General features: G+C 59.4%; 19 protein-coding genes. 10 read left to right on the top strand and 9 right to left on the bottom strand.

Annotation, left to right across the window (positions count from 1 at the left end; translation table 11 throughout):
- Positions 1–16: 16 nt before the first annotated feature.
- On the bottom strand, positions 17–1,255 hold the full coding sequence (locus BLU52_RS20985; RefSeq protein ID WP_090286504.1) for an MFS transporter: 1,239 nt from the start codon (positions 1,253–1,255) through the stop codon (positions 17–19).
- Positions 1,256–1,649: 394 nt separating this feature from the next.
- On the opposite strand from BLU52_RS20985, the gene BLU52_RS20980 reads away from it, so the two are divergent.
- The 3 genes from BLU52_RS20980 (at position 1,650) to BLU52_RS20970 (ending at position 4,358) form a co-directional block, all read left to right on the top strand.
- The gene (locus tag BLU52_RS20980; RefSeq protein WP_090286502.1) at positions 1,650–3,095 is read left to right on the top strand and encodes a cytochrome ubiquinol oxidase subunit I; all 1,446 of its coding nucleotides are present in this window, start codon (positions 1,650–1,652) and stop codon (positions 3,093–3,095) included.
- A 3-nt stretch (positions 3,096–3,098) separates the two neighbouring features.
- A complete protein-coding gene (gene cydB / locus BLU52_RS20975) occupies positions 3,099–4,106 on the top strand; it encodes a cytochrome d ubiquinol oxidase subunit II (protein WP_090286500.1) in 1,008 nt (335 codons plus the stop codon).
- Positions 4,107–4,190: 84 nt separating this feature from the next.
- The gene (locus BLU52_RS20970) at positions 4,191–4,358 is read left to right on the top strand and encodes a DUF2474 domain-containing protein (RefSeq protein WP_016773090.1); all 168 of its coding nucleotides are present in this window, start codon (positions 4,191–4,193) and stop codon (positions 4,356–4,358) included.
- Between the two features lie 74 nt (positions 4,359–4,432).
- On the opposite strand, the gene BLU52_RS20965 is transcribed toward BLU52_RS20970, so the two are convergent.
- Positions 4,433–5,557 carry a methyltransferase gene (locus tag BLU52_RS20965; RefSeq protein WP_090286498.1) on the bottom strand — a complete coding sequence of 375 codons (1,125 nt, stop codon included), beginning with the start codon at positions 5,555–5,557 and terminating at the stop codon, positions 4,433–4,435.
- 173 nt (positions 5,558–5,730) lie between these two features.
- Entirely contained in the window at positions 5,731–6,444 is a 714-nt protein-coding gene (locus BLU52_RS26900) for an autoinducer binding domain-containing protein (protein ID WP_197677947.1), read from the bottom strand.
- 320 nt (positions 6,445–6,764) lie between these two features.
- Between BLU52_RS26900 and BLU52_RS20950 the strand changes: the two genes are divergently transcribed.
- Complete coding sequence (locus BLU52_RS20950; RefSeq protein WP_090286494.1) at positions 6,765–7,541, top strand: ferredoxin--NADP reductase; 777 nt, start codon at positions 6,765–6,767, stop codon at positions 7,539–7,541.
- A 44-nt stretch (positions 7,542–7,585) separates the two neighbouring features.
- Here BLU52_RS20950 and mscL read toward each other — a convergent pair whose 3' ends face one another.
- Entirely contained in the window at positions 7,586–7,999 is a 414-nt protein-coding gene (gene mscL, locus BLU52_RS20945; RefSeq protein WP_090286492.1) for a large-conductance mechanosensitive channel protein MscL, read from the bottom strand.
- A 287-nt stretch (positions 8,000–8,286) separates the two neighbouring features.
- On the opposite strand from mscL, the gene katB reads away from it, so the two are divergent.
- From katB to radA, 3 genes are read left to right on the top strand one after another with little or no spacing between them, the layout of a single operon-like run.
- Complete coding sequence (gene katB, locus BLU52_RS20940) at positions 8,287–9,828, top strand: catalase KatB (protein ID WP_090286490.1); 1,542 nt, start codon at positions 8,287–8,289, stop codon at positions 9,826–9,828.
- Positions 9,829–9,887: 59 nt separating this feature from the next.
- Positions 9,888–10,433 carry an ankyrin repeat domain-containing protein gene (locus BLU52_RS20935; RefSeq protein WP_090286488.1) on the top strand — a complete coding sequence of 182 codons (546 nt, stop codon included), beginning with the start codon at positions 9,888–9,890 and terminating at the stop codon, positions 10,431–10,433.
- A 45-nt stretch (positions 10,434–10,478) separates the two neighbouring features.
- A complete protein-coding gene (gene radA, locus BLU52_RS20930) occupies positions 10,479–11,846 on the top strand; it encodes a DNA repair protein RadA (protein WP_090286486.1) in 1,368 nt (455 codons plus the stop codon).
- Between the two features lie 118 nt (positions 11,847–11,964).
- Here radA and BLU52_RS20925 read toward each other — a convergent pair whose 3' ends face one another.
- Positions 11,965–12,333, bottom strand: a complete 369-nt coding sequence (locus BLU52_RS20925) for a PilZ domain-containing protein (protein ID WP_090286484.1) — start codon at positions 12,331–12,333, stop codon at positions 11,965–11,967.
- Positions 12,334–12,494: 161 nt separating this feature from the next.
- Between BLU52_RS20925 and BLU52_RS20920 the strand changes: the two genes are divergently transcribed.
- The 3 genes from BLU52_RS20920 (at position 12,495) to yjiA (ending at position 15,900) form a co-directional block, all read left to right on the top strand.
- Entirely contained in the window at positions 12,495–14,561 is a 2,067-nt protein-coding gene (locus BLU52_RS20920) for a carbon starvation CstA family protein (RefSeq protein ID WP_041477781.1), read from the top strand.
- A gap of 15 nt (positions 14,562–14,576) precedes the next feature.
- Complete coding sequence (locus BLU52_RS20915; protein ID WP_003228401.1) at positions 14,577–14,774, top strand: YbdD/YjiX family protein; 198 nt, start codon at positions 14,577–14,579, stop codon at positions 14,772–14,774.
- A 151-nt stretch (positions 14,775–14,925) separates the two neighbouring features.
- Positions 14,926–15,900: a GTPase gene (gene yjiA / locus BLU52_RS20910; protein WP_090286482.1), complete on the top strand. Its 975-nt coding sequence runs from the start codon at positions 14,926–14,928 to the stop codon at positions 15,898–15,900.
- A gap of 112 nt (positions 15,901–16,012) precedes the next feature.
- Here yjiA and BLU52_RS20905 read toward each other — a convergent pair whose 3' ends face one another.
- From BLU52_RS20905 to glyA, 4 genes are all read right to left on the bottom strand, one after another.
- Positions 16,013–16,723, bottom strand: a complete 711-nt coding sequence (locus tag BLU52_RS20905) for a GntR family transcriptional regulator (RefSeq protein WP_090286480.1) — start codon at positions 16,721–16,723, stop codon at positions 16,013–16,015.
- 22 nt (positions 16,724–16,745) lie between these two features.
- On the bottom strand, positions 16,746–17,450 hold the full coding sequence (locus tag BLU52_RS20900; RefSeq protein WP_090286478.1) for a FadR/GntR family transcriptional regulator: 705 nt from the start codon (positions 17,448–17,450) through the stop codon (positions 16,746–16,748).
- A 48-nt stretch (positions 17,451–17,498) separates the two neighbouring features.
- On the bottom strand, positions 17,499–18,812 hold the full coding sequence (locus tag BLU52_RS20895) for a C4-dicarboxylate transporter DctA (RefSeq protein WP_090286476.1): 1,314 nt from the start codon (positions 18,810–18,812) through the stop codon (positions 17,499–17,501).
- A 278-nt stretch (positions 18,813–19,090) separates the two neighbouring features.
- Positions 19,091–20,344 carry a serine hydroxymethyltransferase gene (gene glyA / locus BLU52_RS20890; protein WP_090286474.1) on the bottom strand — a complete coding sequence of 418 codons (1,254 nt, stop codon included), beginning with the start codon at positions 20,342–20,344 and terminating at the stop codon, positions 19,091–19,093.
- Between the last annotated feature and the right edge of the window lie 37 nt (positions 20,345–20,381).

Here is a 20,381-nt window from a genome sequence, read left to right as displayed (position 1 = left end):
GAGGTTGTCGGTGAAATCAGACCTTCGTCTCTTCCACCGGCACATGCATCCGGTCCCGATTCGCCAGGGTCGGGAACAGTTTGATCCACGTCCCCGTTACCACCAGCGTGCCAATCCCGCCCATGACCACCGCCGGAACCGTGCCGAACCAGTGGGCAGTGAGCCCGGATTCGAATTCGCCCAGCTGGTTAGAGGCGCCGATGAACAGACCGTTGACCGCGCTGACCCGGCCGCGCATTTCGTCGGGGGTTTCCAGTTGTACGAAGGAGGCGCGGATGACCATGCTGATCATGTCCGCCGCGCCGAGCACCACCAGCACCGCCAGCGAGAACCAGAACGAGGTCGACAGGCCGAAGGCGATAGTCGCGACGCCGAACACGCCGACGGCTGTGAACATCACGCGGCCGACATTGCGTTCCACGGCAAACCGCGCGAGGAACAGCGACATCGCCAGGGCGCCGACCGCCGGTGCCGATCGCAGCAGGCCGAGGCCCCACGGGCCGGTCAGGAGAATGTCCTTGGCGAATACCGGCAACAGCGCCGTGGCGCCGCCGAGCAACACCGCAAACAGGTCCAGCGAAATCGCCCCGAGAATGTCCTGGCGGCTGCGGATGAAGCGAATGCCTGCGAGCAACGAATCCAGGGTGGCTTTGCCCTTGTTCAGCGGCGTTTGTCGTGCGGGCAGATTCAACATCAACGTGCAGGCAATCACGTAGAGCAGCACGGTCGGGCCGTAGACCCAGACGCTGCCGAACGCGTAGAGCAAGCCGCCGAGGGCTGGCGCGATGATCGTTGCCGACTGTTGCGCCGACTGCGCTGCCGCCACGGCCCGAGGAAACAGCGCGCTGGGCACGATGCTCGGCAGCAATGCCTGGGTGGTCGGCATCTCGAACGAACGCGCCGCGCCGAGGAGGAATGCGAGGATGAAGATCATTTCGCGGGTGACCTGATCGGTGGCGCTGCTGATTGCCAGTGCGAGGGCGATCATTGCCTGCAGCGACTGACAAAGCGCAGCGACCTTGCGTCGGTCATAGCGATCGGCGACATGCCCGGTGTGCAGCATGAACAGCACGCGTGGAGCGAATTCCACCAGACCGACCAGACCCAGGTCGAGGACGTTGCCGGTCAATTGGTAAAGATTCCAGCCAATCGCCACGGTGAGCATCTGAAAACCGCTGGCGGTGAAAATCCGCGCAAACCAGAAAGCCAGAAACGAACGATGGTGACGTAACAGCAGGGGCTCTTGGCTGGGCATCTGAAGGCAGGTCTGGCTTGAGAAGAAACGCGAGATTATCACCAGTCTGTAACAGGAAGTTGCTACTGGTGAAAAATTTACTTAGCCAGACATCGAGTTGTCCCAGTGAGCCTGCGACGCTACTGGGCAAATGCCTTGCCAACGCGCTGAGGCAACTTGTCACGCGGCAAACGACCACGCCGTTCAACAGCAAAAATGGGACTACTCTTTTAACGTTGCTTGATCCAGATCAACACCTCACGAGGGTTTGATCTGACGGCCAGTTGGCCAGACTCCCTGCGTTGCGATGGCTGTAAAAAAAGAACGAATCCGAATTCGCCGCACTCCATATCCGTGGGGGCAGTGGTGCAGGCCTCCGGGTCTGCCACCCGTATTACCTGACAGAGGAAGCCATATGTTCGGTTTAGAGGCTCTCGATCTCGCCCGAATTCAGTTCGCGTTCACCATCTCGTTCCACATTCTGTTCCCGGCCATCACCATTGGCCTGGCGAGTTACCTGGCGGTGCTCGAAGGTCTGTGGCTGAAGACTCGAAACGATACCTACCGTGACCTTTACCACTTCTGGTCGAAGATCTTTGCTGTCAACTTCGGCATGGGCGTGGTCTCCGGTCTGGTCATGGCCTACCAGTTCGGCACCAATTGGAGTCGCTTCTCGGATTTCGCCGGTGCCGTCACCGGGCCGTTGCTGACCTATGAGGTGCTCACGGCGTTTTTCCTTGAGGCCGGTTTCCTCGGCGTCATGCTGTTCGGCTGGAACAAGGTCGGGCGCGGGCTGCACTTTTTCTCCACGGTGATGGTAGCGATCGGCACGCTGATCTCGACGTTCTGGATTCTCGCCTCCAACAGCTGGATGCAAACCCCGCAGGGCTTCGAGATCGTCAACGGTCAGGTGATCCCGACCGACTGGCTGGCCATCGTCTTCAACCCTTCGTTCCCGTATCGCCTGCTGCACATGGCGACTGCGGCGTTCATCGCTACGGCTTTCTTTGTCGGCTCGTCAGCGGCCTGGCATTTGCTGCGCGGCCGGGACAATCCTGCGATTCGCACTATGCTCTCGATGGCCATGTGGATGGCGCTGATCGTTGCGCCGATCCAGGCAGTCATCGGCGACTTCCATGGTCTGAATACGCTCAAGCATCAACCGGCGAAAATCGCAGCCATTGAAGGTCACTGGGAAAACCACGGTGACGAAGCGACGCCGCTGATCCTGTTCGGCTGGCCGGACATGAAAGAAGAACGCACCAAATTTGCCGTGGAGATTCCCTACCTCGGCAGCCTGATCCTGACCCACTCGCTGGACAAGCAAGTGCCGGCACTCAAGGAGTTTCCGCCAGAAGACCGGCCGAATTCCACCATCGTGTTCTGGTCGTTCCGGGTCATGGTGGGCCTCGGTTTCCTGATGATCTTCACCGGTCTGTGGAGTTTGTGGCTGCGCAAGCGTGACTCGCTGTATACCTCGCGGCCATTCCTGCATCTGGCACTGTGGATGGGCCCGTCCGGCCTGATCGCGATTCTGGCTGGCTGGTTCACCACTGAAATCGGCCGCCAGCCTTGGGTGGTCTACGGCTTGATGCGCACCGCGGACGCGTCCTCCAACCATAGCTTCCTGCAGATGAGCATCACCCTGGTCATGTTCGTGGTGGTGTATTTCGCCCTGTTCGGTGCGGGCCTCGGCTACATGATGCGCCTGGTGCGCAAAGGTCCGAAGCTCAGCGAGGGCACCGATACGCCGGACGGTGGTCCGGGCAAGAAGCGCACCCCGGCGCGTCCGTTGTCCGCTGCCGATGATCCGGCCGATGGCGAACACGAAGACAACACTCGCTTGACCAAGGAGATTTAAGCCATGGGTATTGATCTTCCGCTGATCTGGGCCGTGATCATCATCTTCGGCATCATGATGTACGTGGTCATGGACGGTTTCGACCTGGGCATCGGGATTCTCTTCCCGTTCGTTCCGGGCAAGACCGACCGTGACGTGATGATGAACACCGTCGCCCCGGTCTGGGACGGCAACGAAACCTGGCTGGTACTGGGCGGCGCCGCATTATTCGGCGCGTTTCCATTGGCGTATTCGGTGGTGTTGTCAGCGCTGTACCTGCCGCTGATCTTCATGCTGATGGGGCTGATCTTTCGCGGCGTGGCATTCGAGTTCCGCTTCAAGGCCAAGGATGAAAAACGTCATCTGTGGGACAAGGCGTTCATCGGCGGCTCGATCGCGGCGACGTTCTTTCAGGGCGTGGCGCTGGGGGCGTTCATCGATGGCTTGCCGGTGGTCAACCGCCAGTTCGCCGGGGGCTCGATGGACTGGCTGACCCCGTTCACCCTGTTCTGTGGCGCCGCCCTGGTGGTCGCCTATGCCTTGCTCGGCTGCACCTGGCTGATCATGAAGACCGAAGGCAAGCTGCAAGAGCAGATGCACGATCTGGCGCGGCCACTGGCATTCGTGTTGCTGGCAGTGATCGGGATTGTCAGTCTGTGGACGCCGTTGTCGCATCCGGAAATCGCTTCGCGCTGGTTCAGCATGCCGAACCTGTTCTGGTTCATGCCGGTGCCGATTCTGGTGCTGGTCACCCTGTATGGCTTGATCCGGGCCGTGGCGCGTAACGCCAACTACACGCCGTTTCTGCTGACGCTGGTGCTGATCTTCCTCGGCTACAGCGGTCTGGGCATCAGCCTGTGGCCGAACATCGTGCCGCCATCGATCTCGATCTGGGACGCCGCGGCACCGCCGCAAAGTCAGGGCTTCATGCTGGTGGGCACGCTGTTCATCATTCCGTTCATCCTGGGTTACACCTTCTGGAGCTACTACGTGTTCCGCGGCAAGGTGACCCATGAAGACGGTTATCACTAGTCTGCTGCTGGGCTTCTCTTGTGGGAGCGAGCCTGCTCGCGAAGGCGTCCGCAGTGACGCCTTGGCTTAACGGAGATCAATGCAATGACCGGCAAACATTCCCTGCACGACATTGAAGAAGCCGAGAAGAAGCCGCTGTGGCAGCGGCTCGGCTGGCTGGCCCTGATCTGGGTCGGTAGCGTGGGTGTGCTGTTTATCGCCGCCAGCCTGATGCGTATGTTCATGAACGCAGCAGGCCTGACCACACACTGAAATCATCCTGCCCCGGCGCCTTCGGGTACGGATTTGCCAACCCTCCTTGCGGAGGGTTTTTTTCGCCTGCGGGTTTATTTGCGTGCTTTGAGGATGACGAACTTCGGAGTGGCCGCGACTTGCTCGACGCCGCGGAACAACCGCGCCAGTTTGCTGTGGTAGCCCAGATGGCGGTTGCCGACGATGTACAGCGCACCGCCAACCACCAGCGCTTCGCGCGCCTGCTGGAACATGCGCCAGGCGAGGAAATCGCCGACCACCTGTTGTTGATGGAACGGCGGGTTGCACAACACTACGTCCAGCGACTGCGACTCTTGCCCGGCCAGGCCATCGGCGGCACGCACGATCACCTCGCGATCACCCAGCGCGGCCCGCCAGTTTTCCAGGGCCGATTGCACCGCCATGAATGACTCGTCGACCAGCGTGTAATGCGCATCGGGGTTTTGCAAAGCACTGGCGATGGCCAGCACGCCGTTGCCACAACCCAGATCGGCGACTCGGACCGGGCCGAGGTTTTTCGGCAAATGCGGGAGGAAGGCCCGGGTGCCGATGTCCAGACCTTCGCGGCAGAACACATTGGCGTGGTTAAGCAATTCGATTGGCGGCTCGTCGAGGCGATAGCGTGTAGGGTAGGGCGAGACAGCCGCGGTTCTGGCTTCAGGTGTGGCAATCAGCAGGCGGGCCTTTTTCACCGCCAGCGAGGCCTGCACCGGACCAATATAACGCTCAAGCAGGTCACTGGCGGCACGCGGCAGGTGCTTGACCATCGCTGCGGCGATTACTTCGGCGCCGGGCGCCAATTGCCCTTGCAGGCGGATCAACTGCTCTTCCAGCAGCGCGAGGGTTTTCGGCACACGAATCAGGACCCGGTCGAATGGTCCGACCAAAGGCTCGCTCGCCGGGGTACCGCGCACCGCATCGAACGCTTGGCCGTTGCGCAGCAGGTTTTTCTCCAGCGCTTGAAAGCCGAAAAACGAGTCGCCGCTGCTGCTGACCTTGACCTTGCCGAGCAGACTGACAGCCAGCGCGCCGAAGCTGTCGTTGAGCACCAGCACGCGGGTGTCGACCCTCGGTTGCTGCGCTGCGAGATGGTTGAGCAGGTATTCATCAGCGGCATCGAAAGCTTGCAGCGGTTCGTTCTGCTGTTCGGGCTGGCGGATCAGGTCGAGTTGGGCGAAGGGCGTTTCAAGCAAAGGCATGGGGCGAGACTCAGGGTGATCAACGGATATTCCGCAGCCCTGGGATGTGCGGCGGAACCGACCGAGTGTAAGGCAACGCGTTCTGCTGGCGTCATCACTCAGGAAGGTTACGAATGTTACGTTTATTTGTTTGGCATTACCCGTGTGTTTACAAGGAAAGCGAGGATGACCGATCAGATGATGCCGGCTCTGGCGGCTGCGATAACAGCGGAAATCTTGTTGCAGACGTTGAGCTTTATGATCAGGTTCCGCACGTGGTAATTGACAGTGCGTTCGCTGAGGCTAAGGATTTTCGAGATTTCATAGGCGGTCTTGCCAATGGCTGACAGTTCCAGAACCTGCAGTTCTCGCGTGGAGAGCTGAGGGTGACGGGGCTTGAGCGCTTCTGCCGGCAGGGTCCGGGCGAACAGTTCGCTCAAGTGGCTGCTGGCGTAAAACATATAGCCAAAATGCTCGTACAGCTCCAATGGGCTGATGGAGCAGTGTCTGCGCGCCAGGCTGATAATGCTGCACAAACCGCTCGGCTCATGATGAAACGACTGCGACCAGCCATTCTGCAATCCATGTTTTTGCAAGCCTGACCATATGTGGTGGGACTCTGAAAACAGCGATTCAGTCCAGACTATGGGTGACATGGAATGATTGCAGTGTGATATCAATGGGTCTGTTTTTATATAACAGTTTTGTTCGTATTCACTGTTCCATTCTTTAGGATAGTTATTGATCTGCAAGGGCTTTAGCTGCATGTCGCGGTTTAATGGAACAACTGAAATCGCACAAAAATTGAATCCGAGATTTTCGGCGAATCGCAGCAGTATCGGATAAGCAGCATCGATGCCCTTGGCAAACGTCAGTTGTTTCAGCTGTGATTCCTTCCATGTTTCCATTGGGAAGCGCTCCATGGCGTTACGGGGGGGGCGCGTAATGGATCCAAAAGATCCGGCACGCATCGAAGTGTAGGACGTTTCATACACTGAGCTATAAATTTTTTCGGTATTGAACAGTAGGATATTTGGATATAGCGTTCTTAATACAACTCAGTATTACATTGAAGTTGTCATCTGAAGTAATTGCTCCAATTCTGACCGCCGTGATCACTTTCAAATGAATCTCTGGTTCGGTACGGGCTCAATACCATTATCAATCGTCGGTGTTTAACCGCGTCTTTTTGCGCGAGACTGGCAGCAACCGTTCAATGGAGTACCCCATGACCGCCAGCGCAGATAAGTTCACCACGCAAACCTTGCTTGATGTCAAACCGCTGACCCCGAACCTGTTTACCCTGCGTACCACTCGTGATGCCGGGTTCCGTTTCCGCGCAGGGCAGTTCGCCCGCCTCGGTGTGACCAAGGCCGATGGCAGCACTGTCTGGCGCGCCTACTCGATGGTGTCGTCGCCGTTTGACGAGTTTCTCGAGTTCTTCTCCATCGTCGTCCCGGGCGGGGAGTTCACCAGCGAACTGAGCCGGCTGCAGGTGGGCGACACGTTGCTGGTTGAGCGTCAGGCATTCGGCTACCTGACCCTTGATCGTTTCGTTGATGGTCGCGATCTCTGGCTGTTATCGACGGGTACGGGGGTGGCACCGTTTCTGTCGATTCTGCAGGACTTCGAAGTCTGGGAAAAATTCGAACGCATCATTCTGGTCTACAGCGTGCGCGAGGCCTGCGAGCTGGCGTATCAGGAACTGATTGCCGGTCTTAACCAACGCGACTACCTCAGCGAATATGCGCACAAATTGCAGTTCATCGCGACGGTGACGCGCGAGGCGCACCCGGGAACGCTGCACGGGCGCATTACCACGCTGATCGAAAACGGTGAACTGGAGCGAGCGGCGGGTGTGGAGCTGTCGGCGGAGCATTCACGGGTCATGTTGTGCGGCAATCCACAGATGATCGATGAGACCCGCGTGCTGCTTAAACAACGGGACATGCGCCTGAGCCTGACGCGCCGGCCCGGCCAGGTCGCCGTGGAAAATTACTGGTAACGAAAACGGCACCCGCAGGTGCCGTATTTATTCGAACTGATGACTCAGGACCGCTCGTTCTGCGCCTTGAGCAGGTCGCGGATTTCGCCCAGCAGTTGCTCTTCCTTGCTCGGGATCGGCGGTGCGGTCGGTGCTACGGCCTCTTCGCGCTTGAGGCGGTTGATGGCTTTGACCCCCATGAAGATAGCGAAAGCGACAATGATGAAGTCCAGCACCGTCTGGATGAATTTGCCATAAGCCAGCATCACTGCGGGCGTGTTGCCCTCGGCGGCTTTGAGCGTGATGGCCAGATCACTGAAGTCCACCCCGCCGATCAACAGGCCGATTGGCGGCATGATCACGTCGCCGACAAACGACGAAACAATCTTGCCAAACGCCGCACCGATGATGATACCGACGGCCATGTCGACCACATTGCCTTTGACCGCGAAGGCCTTGAACTCGCTAAGCACGCCCATAGTTATTTCCTTGTTACAGATGAGTTTGGTGAAGGCAGTGTAAATCAGCGAAACGCGTCCTGCGCGAAACACCTTCTTACAATCCCCGCTTTTATCGACACATCATTAGACGATTAGTTTGCAAAGTGCCAGCAATCGCGCGCGAAATAGCGCGTAAAGCGCTGACCGCAAAGCCATTTTTCTCAATCACCGTGTTACGTTCTTTCTATTTATGTTCCCCGTCGCAGGCCTCTAGCCTTGGGATGGCGCACCTGGATGCGCCGCAAAAACAACCAGAGGATCCTGATATGACTTCCGCATTTGGACTGGGGGCTTTTCCCCGTCGCCACACGCTTGGTGTACTCACCGCCAGCCTGCTGAGTTTCTCCGTGACTGCAGCGCCACTGACTCGCGATAACGGCGCTGCCGTGGGTGATAATCAGAATTCGCAGACGGCTGGCGCCACCGGCCCGGTACTGCTGCAGGACGTGCAACTGATCCAGAAACTGCAGCGTTTTGATCGCGAGCGCATTCCCGAGCGCGTGGTTCACGCCCGCGGCACCGGTGCTCACGGTACGTTCACGGTGACCAACGACCTCAGCGACCTGAGCAAGGCCAAGGTATTTGCCGCCGGCCAGACCACACCGGTATTTGTGCGTTTCTCGGCGGTGGTGCATGGCAATCACTCCCCGGAAACCTTGCGTGACCCACGCGGTTTCGCCACCAAGTTCTACACCGCTGACGGCAACTGGGACCTTGTGGGCAACAACTTCCCGACGTTCTTCATTCGCGACGCGATCAAGTTTCCCGACATGGTCCATGCGTTCAAGCCTGATCCGCGGACAAACCTGGACGACGATTCGCGCCGCTTCGACTTTTTCTCCCATGTACCGGAAGCCACTCGAACGTTGACCGAGCTGTATTCGAACGCGGGCACACCGGCCAGTTATCGGGAGATGGATGGCAACGGTGTTCATGCCTATAAGTTGGTCAACGCCAAAGGCGAAGTTCACTACGTCAAGTTTCACTGGAAGAGTTTGCAAGGGCTCAATAACCTGACGCCAGAACAAGTCGCCAAAGTTCAGGGTCAGGATTACAGTCATATGACCAATGATCTGGTGAGTAATATCAATAAAGGCAACTTCCCTAAATGGGACTTGTACGTTCAAGTTCTGAAACCACAGGATTTGTCCAAGTTTGATTTTGATCCATTGGACGCGACAAAGATCTGGCCGGGTATTCCTGAACGAAAAGTTGGACAAATGGTTTTGAACCGTAATCCGGCGAATGTCTTCCAAGAAACCGAACAAGTTGCGATGGCTCCGGCTAATGTGGTTCCGGGTATCGAACCTTCCGAAGACCGTTTATTGCAGGGCCGAGTGTTCTCCTACGCCGATACGCAAATGTATCGCCTAGGCGCCAATGCCCTGCAATTGCCAATCAACGCGCCGAAAGTTGCGGTGAATAATGGCAATCAGGACGGTGCGATGAACTTTGGCGCCAGCAACAGCGGCGTTAATTACCAGCCTAGCCGTCTGCAACCGCGTGAAGAGACGTCGAGCGCGCGTTACAGCCAACTGGCGCTGTCGGGCAGCACTCAGCAAGCGAAGATCCAGCGTGAGCAGAACTTCAAGCAGGCTGGCGATCTGTATCGCTCGTACAGCAAGCAGGAACGTCGCGACCTGATCGACAGCTTCGGCGGCTCGCTGGCCACCACCGATGACGAGAGCAAGCACATCATTCTGTCGTTCCTGTACAAGGCCGATCCGGAATACGGCACCGGCGTGACGCAAGTGGCCAAGGGTGACTTGAGCCGGGTCAAGGCCCTGGCAGCGAAACTGGTCGACTGATAGTGCAGTAACACCTGCGGGGCCTGCATCAGGCCCCGTTCCGTTCAAGGAGACTGCTGATGCGAACCTGTCTTTTCCTATTGGCCGCGTGCCTGTCGCTCACCGCTTGGGCGGCACCGATCGACCAGAGTCCCGAGGCGATCCAGGCACAATTGCGCGACTACTATTTGGACGCCGCGCGGCGCGGGGATGTGCCGATGCTCGAGACGTTCATCGAATCGGGCTATTCCCTCGACACCCGCGACGGCAAGGGATACACCGCGCTGATCCTCGCGGCTTATCACGGTCAAGCGCCTGCCGTGGAGCGCTTGCTTGCGGCCGGCGCCGACGCCTGTGCCCAGGATCAGCGCGGCAACACGGCGCTGATGGGCGCGATCTTCAAGGGTGAAATACAGATCGCCCGGCGCTTGATGTCCACCGATTGCAGCCCTGATCAGCGTAACGGCGCCGGGCAGACGGCGGCGATGTATGCCGGCTTGTTCAAGCGTCTGGAATTGCTCGATGCGCTGAAAGCCAAGGGCGCTGACCTGAACGCCGAAGACCCGCTGGGCAACAGCGCCGCAAGTCTGGCCAGCGGCGAAATCCGTACGCCGACGCCGCGCTGATTTCGGGCCTGTGGGTTATCATCGCGGTTTTTGTCGGGGGTTCTGATGGCCAAGGCCAAGCGCATGTACGGCTGCACCGAGTGCGGCGCAACCTTTCCCAAGTGGGCCGGCCAGTGCGGTGAATGCGGCGCCTGGAACACGCTGACCGAAACCATGATCGAAAGCGGCGGCGCCACGGCACCGACCGGGCGCACCGGTTGGGCCGGGCAACAAGCGCAGATCAAGACCCTGGCCGAAGTCAGCGTTGAAGAAATCCCGCGTTTTTCCACCGCCTCCGGTGAGCTCGATCGCGTGCTCGGCGGCGGTCTGGTCGACGGTTCGGTGGTGCTGATCGGCGGTGATCCGGGCATTGGCAAGTCGACGATTCTGCTGCAAACCCTGTGCAACCTCGCCAAGAGCATGCCGGCGCTGTACGTCACCGGTGAAGAATCCCAGCAGCAAGTGGCCATGCGCGCGCGCCGTCTCGGCTTGCCGCAGGACCAGCTACGCGTGATGACCGAAACCTGCATCGAAACCATCATCGCCACCGCCCGCCAGGAAAAACCCAAGGTGATGGTGATCGACTCGATCCAGACGATTTTCACCGAACAACTGCAATCGGCACCCGGCGGCGTTTCCCAGGTGCGCGAAAGTGCGGCGCTGCTGGTGCGTTACGCCAAGCAGAGCGGTACGGCGATTTTCCTCGTCGGCCACGTCACCAAGGAAGGCGCATTGGCCGGTCCCCGTGTGCTTGAGCACATGGTCGATACCGTGCTGTATTTCGAAGGCGAATCCGATGGGCGCCTGCGCTTGCTGCGCGCGGTGAAGAACCGTTTCGGCGCGGTCAACGAGCTGGGCGTGTTCGGCATGACCGACAAGGGTTTGAAAGAAGTCTCCAACCCTTCGGCGATCTTTCTCACGCGCGCCCAGGAAGAAGTCCCGGGCAGCGTGGTCATGGCGACGTGGGAGGGCACCCGGCCAATGCTGGTGGAAGTGCAGGCGCTGGTCGATGACAGCCATCTGGCCAATCCGCGTCGAGTGACGCTGGGTCTGGATCAGAACCGGTTGGCAATGTTGCTCGCGGTTCTGCACCGCCACGGCGGGATCCCGACTCACGATCAGGATGTATTCCTCAATGTGGTCGGCGGGGTCAAGGTGCTGGAAACCGCTTCCGATCTGGCGCTGATGGCGGCGGTCATGTCGAGCTTGCGCAACCGGCCGTTGCCGCATGATCTGCTGGTGTTCGGCGAGGTCGGTCTGTCCGGTGAAGTGCGCCCGGTGCCGAGCGGGCAGGAGCGCTTGAAGGAAGCGGCCAAGCATGGTTTCAAACGCGCGATCGTGCCCAAGGGCAACGCGCCGAAAGAATCGCCGGCAGGCTTGCAGATTATTGCTGTGACCCGCCTCGAACAGGCCCTCGACGCACTCTTCGAATAACCACAATTCCCTGTAGGAGTGAGCCTGCTCGCGATAGCGGTGTGTCAGCCAACAGATTTGTTGAATGACGAACCGCTATCGCGAGCAGGCTCACTCCTACATTGATCGGTGGTGGGCGCTAGATTTCGATCAGGGCGCCCAATTCGCGCTCGAGCTCGGCCTCATCCGCCAGATTCAGCTCGATCAACCGCCGCAAGCGCTGGATCGACTCCAGGCTGATATGTCGGCAGATAAATCCCAAATGGCCGTTTTCCTCGTGGGCCAGTTGCACGTCCATTTCGATATCGACGTCCTTACTCAAGTGAATATCGACGAAAAAATCTTTTCCACGATCACCGAGCCACGGCTCCGGCCGTTCGACCAGCAAACCCTTGAGTGACAGGTCGATCAGTTTGACCTGCCAGATGTACTCGCCTTGGCTCAGCTCGGTTCTGGCATCGAACGCAATACGTTTGAAGCGACGACGGTTGTCTGAAGGCTCGTTCATGGCGCAATCCTCCGAAGGTTCGCTGACTATAGACCCGCCTTGTCCGAGCGTGCCAGCGCGAAAGGGCTCCGATAGACCTATGTCGGGGTATGGCCTTTGGCACCGTTAGCGCTAAACTCGGGGTGGCTGTCTTTCTTGTCCACCCTGGCTGGAATAAAAAAATGAAAAATAATAATAGCCTGCTACGCCACTTACCCTGGCTAGTGCTGGCAATCGTAGGAGCGTGCGCCCTGGGCGTAGTGGCATTGCGCCGCGGCGAGGCGATCAACGCCTTGTGGATTGTGGTCGCTGCCGTGGCCATTTATCTGGTTGCGTACCGTTACTACAGTCTGTTCATCGCCAACAACGTGATGCAACTGGATCCGCGTCGGGCCACCCCCGCCGTGCTCAACAACGATGGTCTGGACTATGTGCCGACCAACAAACACATTCTTTTCGGTCACCACTTCGCGGCCATCGCTGGCGCGGGGCCGCTGGTCGGCCCGGTATTGGCGGCGCAGATGGGCTATCTGCCCGGTACGCTCTGGCTGATTGCCGGTGTGGTGCTGGCGGGCGCGGTGCAGGACTTCATGGTCCTGTTCATGTCGACCCGACGCAACGGCCGTTCCCTGGGCGATATGGTGCGTGAAGAAATGGGCCGGATTCCCGGGACCATCGCGCTGTTCGGCTGCTTCCTGATCATGATCATCATCCTTGCGGTGCTGGCGCTGATCGTGGTCAAGGCACTGGCGGAAAGCCCATGGGGCATCTTCACCGTGATGGCGACCATCCCGATCGCGATGTTCATGGGCATCTACATGCGCTACATCCGCCCGGGCCGCATCGGCGAAATCTCCGTGGTCGGCGTGTTGCTGCTGCTCGGTTCGATCTGGCTCGGTGGGCAGATTGCTGCCGATCCGGTGTGGGCCAAGGCGTTCACCTTCACCGGCGTGCAGATTACCTGGATGCTGGTCGGTTACGGTTTTGTCGCCGCGTCGCTGCCGGTCTGGCTGATTCTCGCGCCGCGTGACTATCTATCGACCTTCCTCAAGATCGGTACGATCGTCGCGCTGGCGATCGGCATTCTTGTGACGATGCCCGAGCTGAAAATGCCTGCGCTGACCCAATTTGTCGACGGCACCGGGCCGGTGTGGAAGGGCGGTCTGTTTCCGTTCCTGTTCATCACCATTGCCTGCGGTGCGGTATCGGGTTTCCACGCGCTGATTTCTTCGGGTACCACGCCGAAGCTGCTGGATAACGAAACCAACGCCCGCTACATCGGTTACGGCGGCATGCTGATGGAATCGTTCGTGGCAATCATGGCCATGGTTGCCGCTTCGGTGATCGAGCCGGGCGTGTACTTCGCCATGAACAGCCCGGCCGCCGTGGTGGGCAGTGATGCTGCGTCAGTGGCGCAGATGGTCACCAGCTGGGGCTTCGCGATCACCCCTGAAGCGCTGCAAGCGGTTGCCCATGACATCGGTGAAACCACCATTCTGGCCCGTGCCGGCGGGGCGCCGACCCTGGCGGTGGGTATTGCGCAGATTCTGCACAGTGTCCTGCCGGGTGAAAACACCATGGCGTTCTGGTACCACTTCGCAATTCTGTTCGAAGCGCTGTTCATTCTGACCGCAGTCGACGCCGGTACCCGTGCCGGTCGTTTCATGCTGCAGGACCTGCTCGGCTCCTTCGTTCCGGCGCTCAAACGCACCGAATCGTGGACCGCCAACCTGATCGCCACCGCCGGCTGTGTGGCGATGTGGGGCTGGTTGCTGTATCAGGGCGTGATCGATCCATTGGGCGGCATCAACACCCTGTGGCCACTGTTCGGCATCTCCAACCAGATGCTCGCCGGTATCGCGCTGATGCTCGGCACCGTGGTTCTGATCAAGATGAAGCGCCAGCGCTACATCTGGGTCACCCTGCTGCCAGCGACATGGCTGTTGATCTGCACCACGACCGCAGGCTTCATCAAGCTGTTCGACGCCAACCCGGCGATCGGCTTCCTGTCGCTGGCGAAGAAGTACAGCGATGCGCTGGCCAATGGTCAGGTGCTGGCACCGGCGAAAAGTGTCGAGCAGATGCAGCACGTGATCTTCAACGCCTATACCAACGCCACGCTCACCGCGCTGTTCCTGTTCGTGGTGTTCAGCATCCTGTTCTATGCGCTCAAGGTCGGCATCGCCGCCTGGGGCAAAAAAGAGCGTACGGATAAAGAATCGCCATTCCAGGCCCTGCCGGATGCGTAACCAGAGGATTGCAGCATGTTCAATGACCTGAGTCGCCTCGGTAAATACCTCGGTCAGGCCGCACGCCTGATGGTCGGCATGCCCGACTACGACACCTACGTCGAGCATATGCAAACCAAACACCCGGACAAACCGGTGATGAGCTACGAGATGTTCTTTCGCGAACGTCAGGAGGCTCGCTACGGTGGCAAGGGTGGGCCGAAGTGCTGTTGAGCTGACAGCATCAGGTTGAGGTAGTCCCCTGTGGGAGCTGGCCTGCCAGCGATGGCGGAGTGTCAGTCGACGGAAATTTCGACTGACACACCCTCATCGCCAGCAGGCTGGCTCCCACATTTGTTTTGTGTTCTTTTCAGGAGATCGAGTTTTGTCCTCTCCCATCCCGGTCACGGTACTCAGCGGTTTCCTCGGCGCTGGCAAGACCACTTTGCTGCGCCATTTATTGAAAGCCGAGCACGGCCTGAAAATCGCCGTGATCGAAAACGAATTCAGCGACGCCGGCATCGACACCCAATTGCTCGGCGACGAGCCAGTGCAAGTCATGACCCTGGCCAACGGCTGCGTCTGCTGCACCATTCACACCGACCTGACCAAGGCGCTGTACCTGCTGCTCGAACGGCTGGACAGCGGCGAGATCGCTTTTGATCGTCTGGTGATCGAATGCACAGGCCTTGCCGATCCAGCGCCGGTGGCCCAGACCTTTTTCATCGACGAAGAACTGCGTGAGCGTTATTTGCTCGACGGCATCATTACCCTGGTCGATGCCGCGCATGCCGACGTGCATCTGAGCCAGACCATCGCCCAGGCGCAGATCGGTTTCGCCGACCGCCTGTTGGTGAGCAAGACCGATCTGGTTGACCAAGCCACTTTCACCGCGTTGAGCGAGCGGCTGACGCGGATCAACCGGCGCGCGCCGATCCGTGTGGTCGAGCACGGCAACATCGATCTGGCGGAACTGCTGGATGTGCGCGGCTTCAACCTGAATGCCGATCTCGGCGGCGGCTTGAGCCTGCGTCCGGTGGGCCAGGCGCCGTCGATCGATCGTATTTCCAGCCTGGTGCTACGCACCGATCAGGCGCTGGATATCGATCAGCTCAGCGAGTTCATGAACGAACTGCTGGAGGAGCATGGCAAGCAATTGCTGCGTTACAAAGGTGTGTTGAGCATTGCCGGGGAGGATCGGCGGCTGGTGTTTCAGGGCGTGCTGAAACTTTACGGTTTCGACTGGGACACCGAATGGGCCGAGGGCGAGAAACGTGAAAGTGTGATGGTATTTATTGCCGATGATTTGCCGGAAGAGAAGATTCGGGCGGGGTTTACGCGGGTGGCTTCTGCCTCATAGTTCATCGGTGTGAGTGAGGGACCTATCGCTAGCAGGCTAGCTCTCACAGGGAATGCATTCCAACGGTAAGAATGCGGTCCACTGTGGGAGCTAGCCAGCTAGCGATTGCGGTTTAACCCATACTGTAATGGTCAAGGTCTGACCCCAGCAGTGTCTGCTCAAGCTGATCCAGATGCTGATTCATCAACATCATGGCTTCAGCGACTCTCCCGGATTCCACCGCTTCAACCAAGGCCAGATGTTCCTGCCATGCGCAACAGCGGTGCGAAGAACCCTCGCTCCGCGCAATCGCGAGCGACGTCAGCGGCACCAGACTGCTCAAAAAGTGCGCCAACGGTGCATTCCCGGCCATTAGTGCCAATTGCAGATGAAACTCCCCGGCCAAGCGGATCGCCGCCCCGCGTCGATCCTGCTCGACCTCCATACGCTCGCGTGCGATCAACCCGCGCAGACGTTTGACATCGTCGGCCTGTGGACGCTGGCACGCCAGCCGCACCAACGTGCCTTCAGCCAGCCGACGCGCGTGCAAGGCCTGCCGGGTCTGCTCCGCATCAGGCGCAGCGATACGTGGTCGGTGATTGGCCCGCAGTACCACGATGTGCTCATGGGAAAGCTGCGTCAGCACCCGGCGCACATCGGCCCGGCTGGCACCGAACCATTGTTTGAGGCTGTCCTCGGTAAAACGGCTGGCCGGGGTAATCCGCTGCTCCAGAATCGCCTCGAGCAGTCGCGGGTACAGATCGTCCACCGCGGCGCGCAGGCGAGTGAAGGGCAGGGGGGCGCCTGCAGAGTGAGCGTGCGGCGTTGCGGCGACACTGTTCATGGCCGGTCTCCAAAAAGAAAATTCAGTGGGGCAAGTTGTCTTCCGGGATATTCAGCTCGATGCCCATGCGCCGGCCTTCTCGCAGAATGTGCCGACGCATTTCGGCGCTGGCCTGGGCGCTGTTCTTGCTGCGGATCGCGCGGACCACCGCTTCGTTTTCTTCCAGACGTTCGGCCAGGTGCTCGGGAGAATTGCGCAGCACTTCGGCGCTTTGCTTGAGCGCGTTGCTGGTCTGCTGAACAACACTTTGGAAAATCGGGTTCGAAGTCAGGGTGAACAGCTCCTCGTGGAAAGCGATGTAGGCGCTGACGCCGGCTTCGCTGTCGCCCGCTTCGAGGGCTTCGCGCATGTCCATCAGGGTCAGGCGCAACTGCCCGACTTCCTTGCTGCTGATCGATTGCGCGACGAGGCCAACAATGAACGGCTCGAGGGTGTAGCGCAGTTGCAGCACGTCTTCGAGGCTGGCGCCGGCGACGGCACTGTCGTGGTTTGGGTTGTCGCTCAGTTGCGCATCGAGCACCACCACGCCCTTGCCCGGCATCGAGCGCACCAGGCCAAGGGTTTCCAGAACGATCACGGCTTCGCGCAGGCTCGGCCGGCTGATACCCAATTGTTCGGCCAGTTCACGCTGGCCCGGCAGCATTTCACCGCAGCGCCACTGACCACGGGCCAGCGCCGCGCGGAGCTTTTCCACCACTGAGTTGACGACGGTTGAAGTTGTAATCACGTATTGGCTCCTGCGCCGTGCCTGCCTGTCAGCAGACACGGCGATCAATCAAAATTCTTTGGCCGCCGCCTGGGCGACGGTTTTTCTCGGCTGGAAGTTATAGCCCTGTTCGCCGTTGAGCACCTTGTTGGCGCGTTGCACGTCGATGTCCTTTTCCCACCGGGCGATAGCGACGGTGGCGACGCAGTTGCCGATCAGGTTGGTCAGCGCGCGGCCGATGCCCATGAACCAGTCCACCGCGAGCACCAGCACCAGACCAACCACCGGGATCGCCGGAATGGCGGTCAGCGTTGCCGCCAGAATCACCAGCGCCGAACCGGGAATGCCGTGGGCACCTTTGGAGGTGATCAGCGACACCAGCAAAATCGTCAGCAGATCGGTCATCGCCAGCGGTGTACCCGTGGCATTGGCGATGAACACGATGGCCAGGGTCAGGTAGATCGAAAAACCGTCGAGGTTGAACGAGTACCCGGTCGGAATCACCAGCCCGACGGTGGAACTGCCGATGCCCAGATGTTCAAGCTTGCGCATGATCTGCGGCAGCACGGCATCGGAGGACGCGGTCCCCATGACGATCAGCAATTCTTCGCGCAGGTACTTGAGCAGCGGCCACATGCGCAGGCCGGAAGCACGCATCACCACACCAAGAATCACGCTGACAAATGCGATACAGGTCAGGTAGAACAGGCCGACCAGGCTGCCCAGATGCTGCAGCGAATCCAGGCCATATTGGCTGGTAGTGAAGGCGATGGCGCCGAACACGCCGATCGGCGCCAGACGCACGATCATGCCCATGATGCGGAAGATCACATGGCTCAGTTCGTTGATCAGTCGCGAGATCCCCGACGCTGCTTCGCCGACCAGATTCAACGCGCTGCCAAACAGCACCGAGAACAGCAGCACCTGCAGAATGTTGTTGTCGGCGAAGGCACCGATCACCGAGGTCGGGATCAGGTCCATCAGGAACTGCGTGGTGGTGTGCATGTGCTGGCCGCGCTCGGCGAGGTCACCCATGTCAGCGGTGGACAGTTGCTCCAGGTGAATATTCGCGCCGCTGCCGATGCCGGTGCTGAAGGCAAACACCAGGCCGATCACCAGGGCGATAGTGGTCAGCACTTCGAAGTAGATCACCGACTTGAGGCCGATGCGGCCGACCTTCTTCAGGTCGCCCGCGCCACTGATGCCGCTGACCACCACGCAGAACACGATCAGGCCGATGAGCATCTTGATCAGTTTGATGAAACCGTCGCCGAGCGGTTTGAGCTGGGCCGAGTATTCAGGGAGGGTCAGCCCGCAGACGATGCCGAGCATCAGTCCGAGAACCACTTGGAGGAAGATTGAACGCGAGCACCATCTGAGCATGGGAGGAATCCTGGGTCGGTGTCCTGGCTGCCGCACGCTTGGCGCATCGGATTCAGGACTTAATTATTGTGGTCTTACCGGTATGTCCAGTGCAGGCGCAGTCTAGGCGCTGGTTTTCCATGATCGCAAGCGAAAAGTGACGAATTGGCATGACCGGTCTGACCAGTTGGGCGCCGAGTCCCATTCTTGAGCGGTTCAGGGGGTTTGAAAAAATACGGGCGAAAAAAAACCGGCCAATCACTTGGCCGGTTTTTCGTGCTGCGGGTGTGACGTCGCGATTACGCGCCGTATACCGGCAGTTTCTTGCAGATGGCTTTGACTTTCTCACGAACGGCGTCGATCACCGCTTCGTTGTTCAGGTCTGCCAGGATGTCGCAGATCCAGCCGGCCAGCTCTTTGCACTCGGCTTCCTTGAAGCCGCGAGTGGTCACAGCCGGGGTACCGAAACGCAGGCCGGAGGTGACGAACGGCGAACGTGGATCGTTAGGCACGGAGTTCTTGTTCACAGTGATGAACGCTTTGCCCAGCGCGGCGTCGGCGTCTTTACCGGAGATTTCCTGCTTGATCAGCGACAGCAGGAACAGGTGGTTTTCAGTACCGCCCGAAACCACGTCGAAACCGCGCTCGATGAATACGCTGGCCATGGCCTGGGCGTTTTTCACCACTTGTTGCTGGTAGACCTTGAACTCAGGCTGCAGCGCTTCCTTGAAGCAGATCGCCTTGGCGGCGATCACGTGCTCCAGCGGGCCACCCTGGGCGCCAGGGAATACTGCGGAGTTGAGCTTCTTCTCGATGTCGGCGTTGGCGCGCGCCAGGATCAGACCGCCACGTGGGCCGCGCAGGGTCTTGTGCGTGGTGGTGGTGACGACATCAGCGAACGGCACCGGGTTCGGGTAGACGCCAGCGGCGACCAGACCGGCCACGTGGGCCATGTCGACGAACAGGTAGGCACCGACTTTGTCAGCGATGGCGCGAAAGCGCGGGAAGTCGAGGATCTGCGAGTAGGCAGAGAAACCGGCCACGATCATTTTCGGCTTGTGCTCGACCGCCAGGCGCTCGACTTCGTCGTAATCGATCAGGCCGTTGGCGTCGATGCCGTACTGCACGGCGTTGTACAGCTTGCCCGAGGAGGAAACGCTGGCGCCGTGGGTCAGGTGACCGCCGTGGGCCAGGCTCATGCCCAGAATGGTGTCACCGGCCGACAGCAGGGCCAGGTACACGGCAGCGTTGGCTTGCGAACCGGCGTGCGGTTGAACGTTGGCGTAATCGGCGCCGAACAGTTCCTTGGCGCGGTCGATGGCCAGTTGCTCGACCACGTCGACGTACTCGCAACCACCGTAGTAGCGCTTGCCCGGGTAGCCTTCGGCGTACTTGTTGGTCAGGACCGAGCCTTGAGCTTCCATCACCGCTGGGCTGGTGTAGTTTTCCGAAGCGATCAGCTCGATGTGTTCTTCCTGACGCTGAGCTTCTTGCTCCATGGCGGCAAAAAGGTCGGCGTCGTACTTGGCAATAGTCAAATCACGGCTGAACATGGCGGTCCTCAAGGATCGGGGGGCAGAAAAGGGGGGC

The organism is Pseudomonas granadensis (assembly GCF_900105485.1).
Lineage (GTDB): Bacteria > Pseudomonadota > Gammaproteobacteria > Pseudomonadales > Pseudomonadaceae > Aquipseudomonas > Aquipseudomonas granadensis.
Note: the sequence above shows the minus strand (reverse complement) of the source record. Positions and strands in the feature narration are given on the sequence as shown.

Coding starts and splice junctions, on each gene's coding strand:
- BLU52_RS20985 (WP_090286504.1), bottom strand. CDS start 1,255: ATGCCCAGCCAAGAGCCCCTGCTGTTACGTCACCATCGTTCGTTTCTG.
- BLU52_RS20980 (WP_090286502.1), top strand. CDS start 1,650: ATGTTCGGTTTAGAGGCTCTCGATCTCGCCCGAATTCAGTTCGCGTTC.
- cydB (WP_090286500.1), top strand. CDS start 3,099: ATGGGTATTGATCTTCCGCTGATCTGGGCCGTGATCATCATCTTCGGC.
- BLU52_RS20970 (WP_016773090.1), top strand. CDS start 4,191: ATGACCGGCAAACATTCCCTGCACGACATTGAAGAAGCCGAGAAGAAG.
- BLU52_RS20965 (WP_090286498.1), bottom strand. CDS start 5,557: ATGCCTTTGCTTGAAACGCCCTTCGCCCAACTCGACCTGATCCGCCAG.
- BLU52_RS26900 (WP_197677947.1), bottom strand. CDS start 6,444: ATGGAAACATGGAAGGAATCACAGCTGAAACAACTGACGTTTGCCAAG.
- BLU52_RS20950 (WP_090286494.1), top strand. CDS start 6,765: ATGACCGCCAGCGCAGATAAGTTCACCACGCAAACCTTGCTTGATGTC.
- mscL (WP_090286492.1), bottom strand. CDS start 7,999: ATGGGCGTGCTTAGCGAGTTCAAGGCCTTCGCGGTCAAAGGCAATGTG.
- katB (WP_090286490.1), top strand. CDS start 8,287: ATGACTTCCGCATTTGGACTGGGGGCTTTTCCCCGTCGCCACACGCTT.
- BLU52_RS20935 (WP_090286488.1), top strand. CDS start 9,888: ATGCGAACCTGTCTTTTCCTATTGGCCGCGTGCCTGTCGCTCACCGCT.
- radA (WP_090286486.1), top strand. CDS start 10,479: ATGGCCAAGGCCAAGCGCATGTACGGCTGCACCGAGTGCGGCGCAACC.
- BLU52_RS20925 (WP_090286484.1), bottom strand. CDS start 12,333: ATGAACGAGCCTTCAGACAACCGTCGTCGCTTCAAACGTATTGCGTTC.
- BLU52_RS20920 (WP_041477781.1), top strand. CDS start 12,495: ATGAAAAATAATAATAGCCTGCTACGCCACTTACCCTGGCTAGTGCTG.
- BLU52_RS20915 (WP_003228401.1), top strand. CDS start 14,577: ATGTTCAATGACCTGAGTCGCCTCGGTAAATACCTCGGTCAGGCCGCA.
- BLU52_RS20905 (WP_090286480.1), bottom strand. CDS start 16,723: ATGAACAGTGTCGCCGCAACGCCGCACGCTCACTCTGCAGGCGCCCCC.
- BLU52_RS20895 (WP_090286476.1), bottom strand. CDS start 18,812: ATGCTCAGATGGTGCTCGCGTTCAATCTTCCTCCAAGTGGTTCTCGGA.
- glyA (WP_090286474.1), bottom strand. CDS start 20,344: ATGTTCAGCCGTGATTTGACTATTGCCAAGTACGACGCCGACCTTTTT.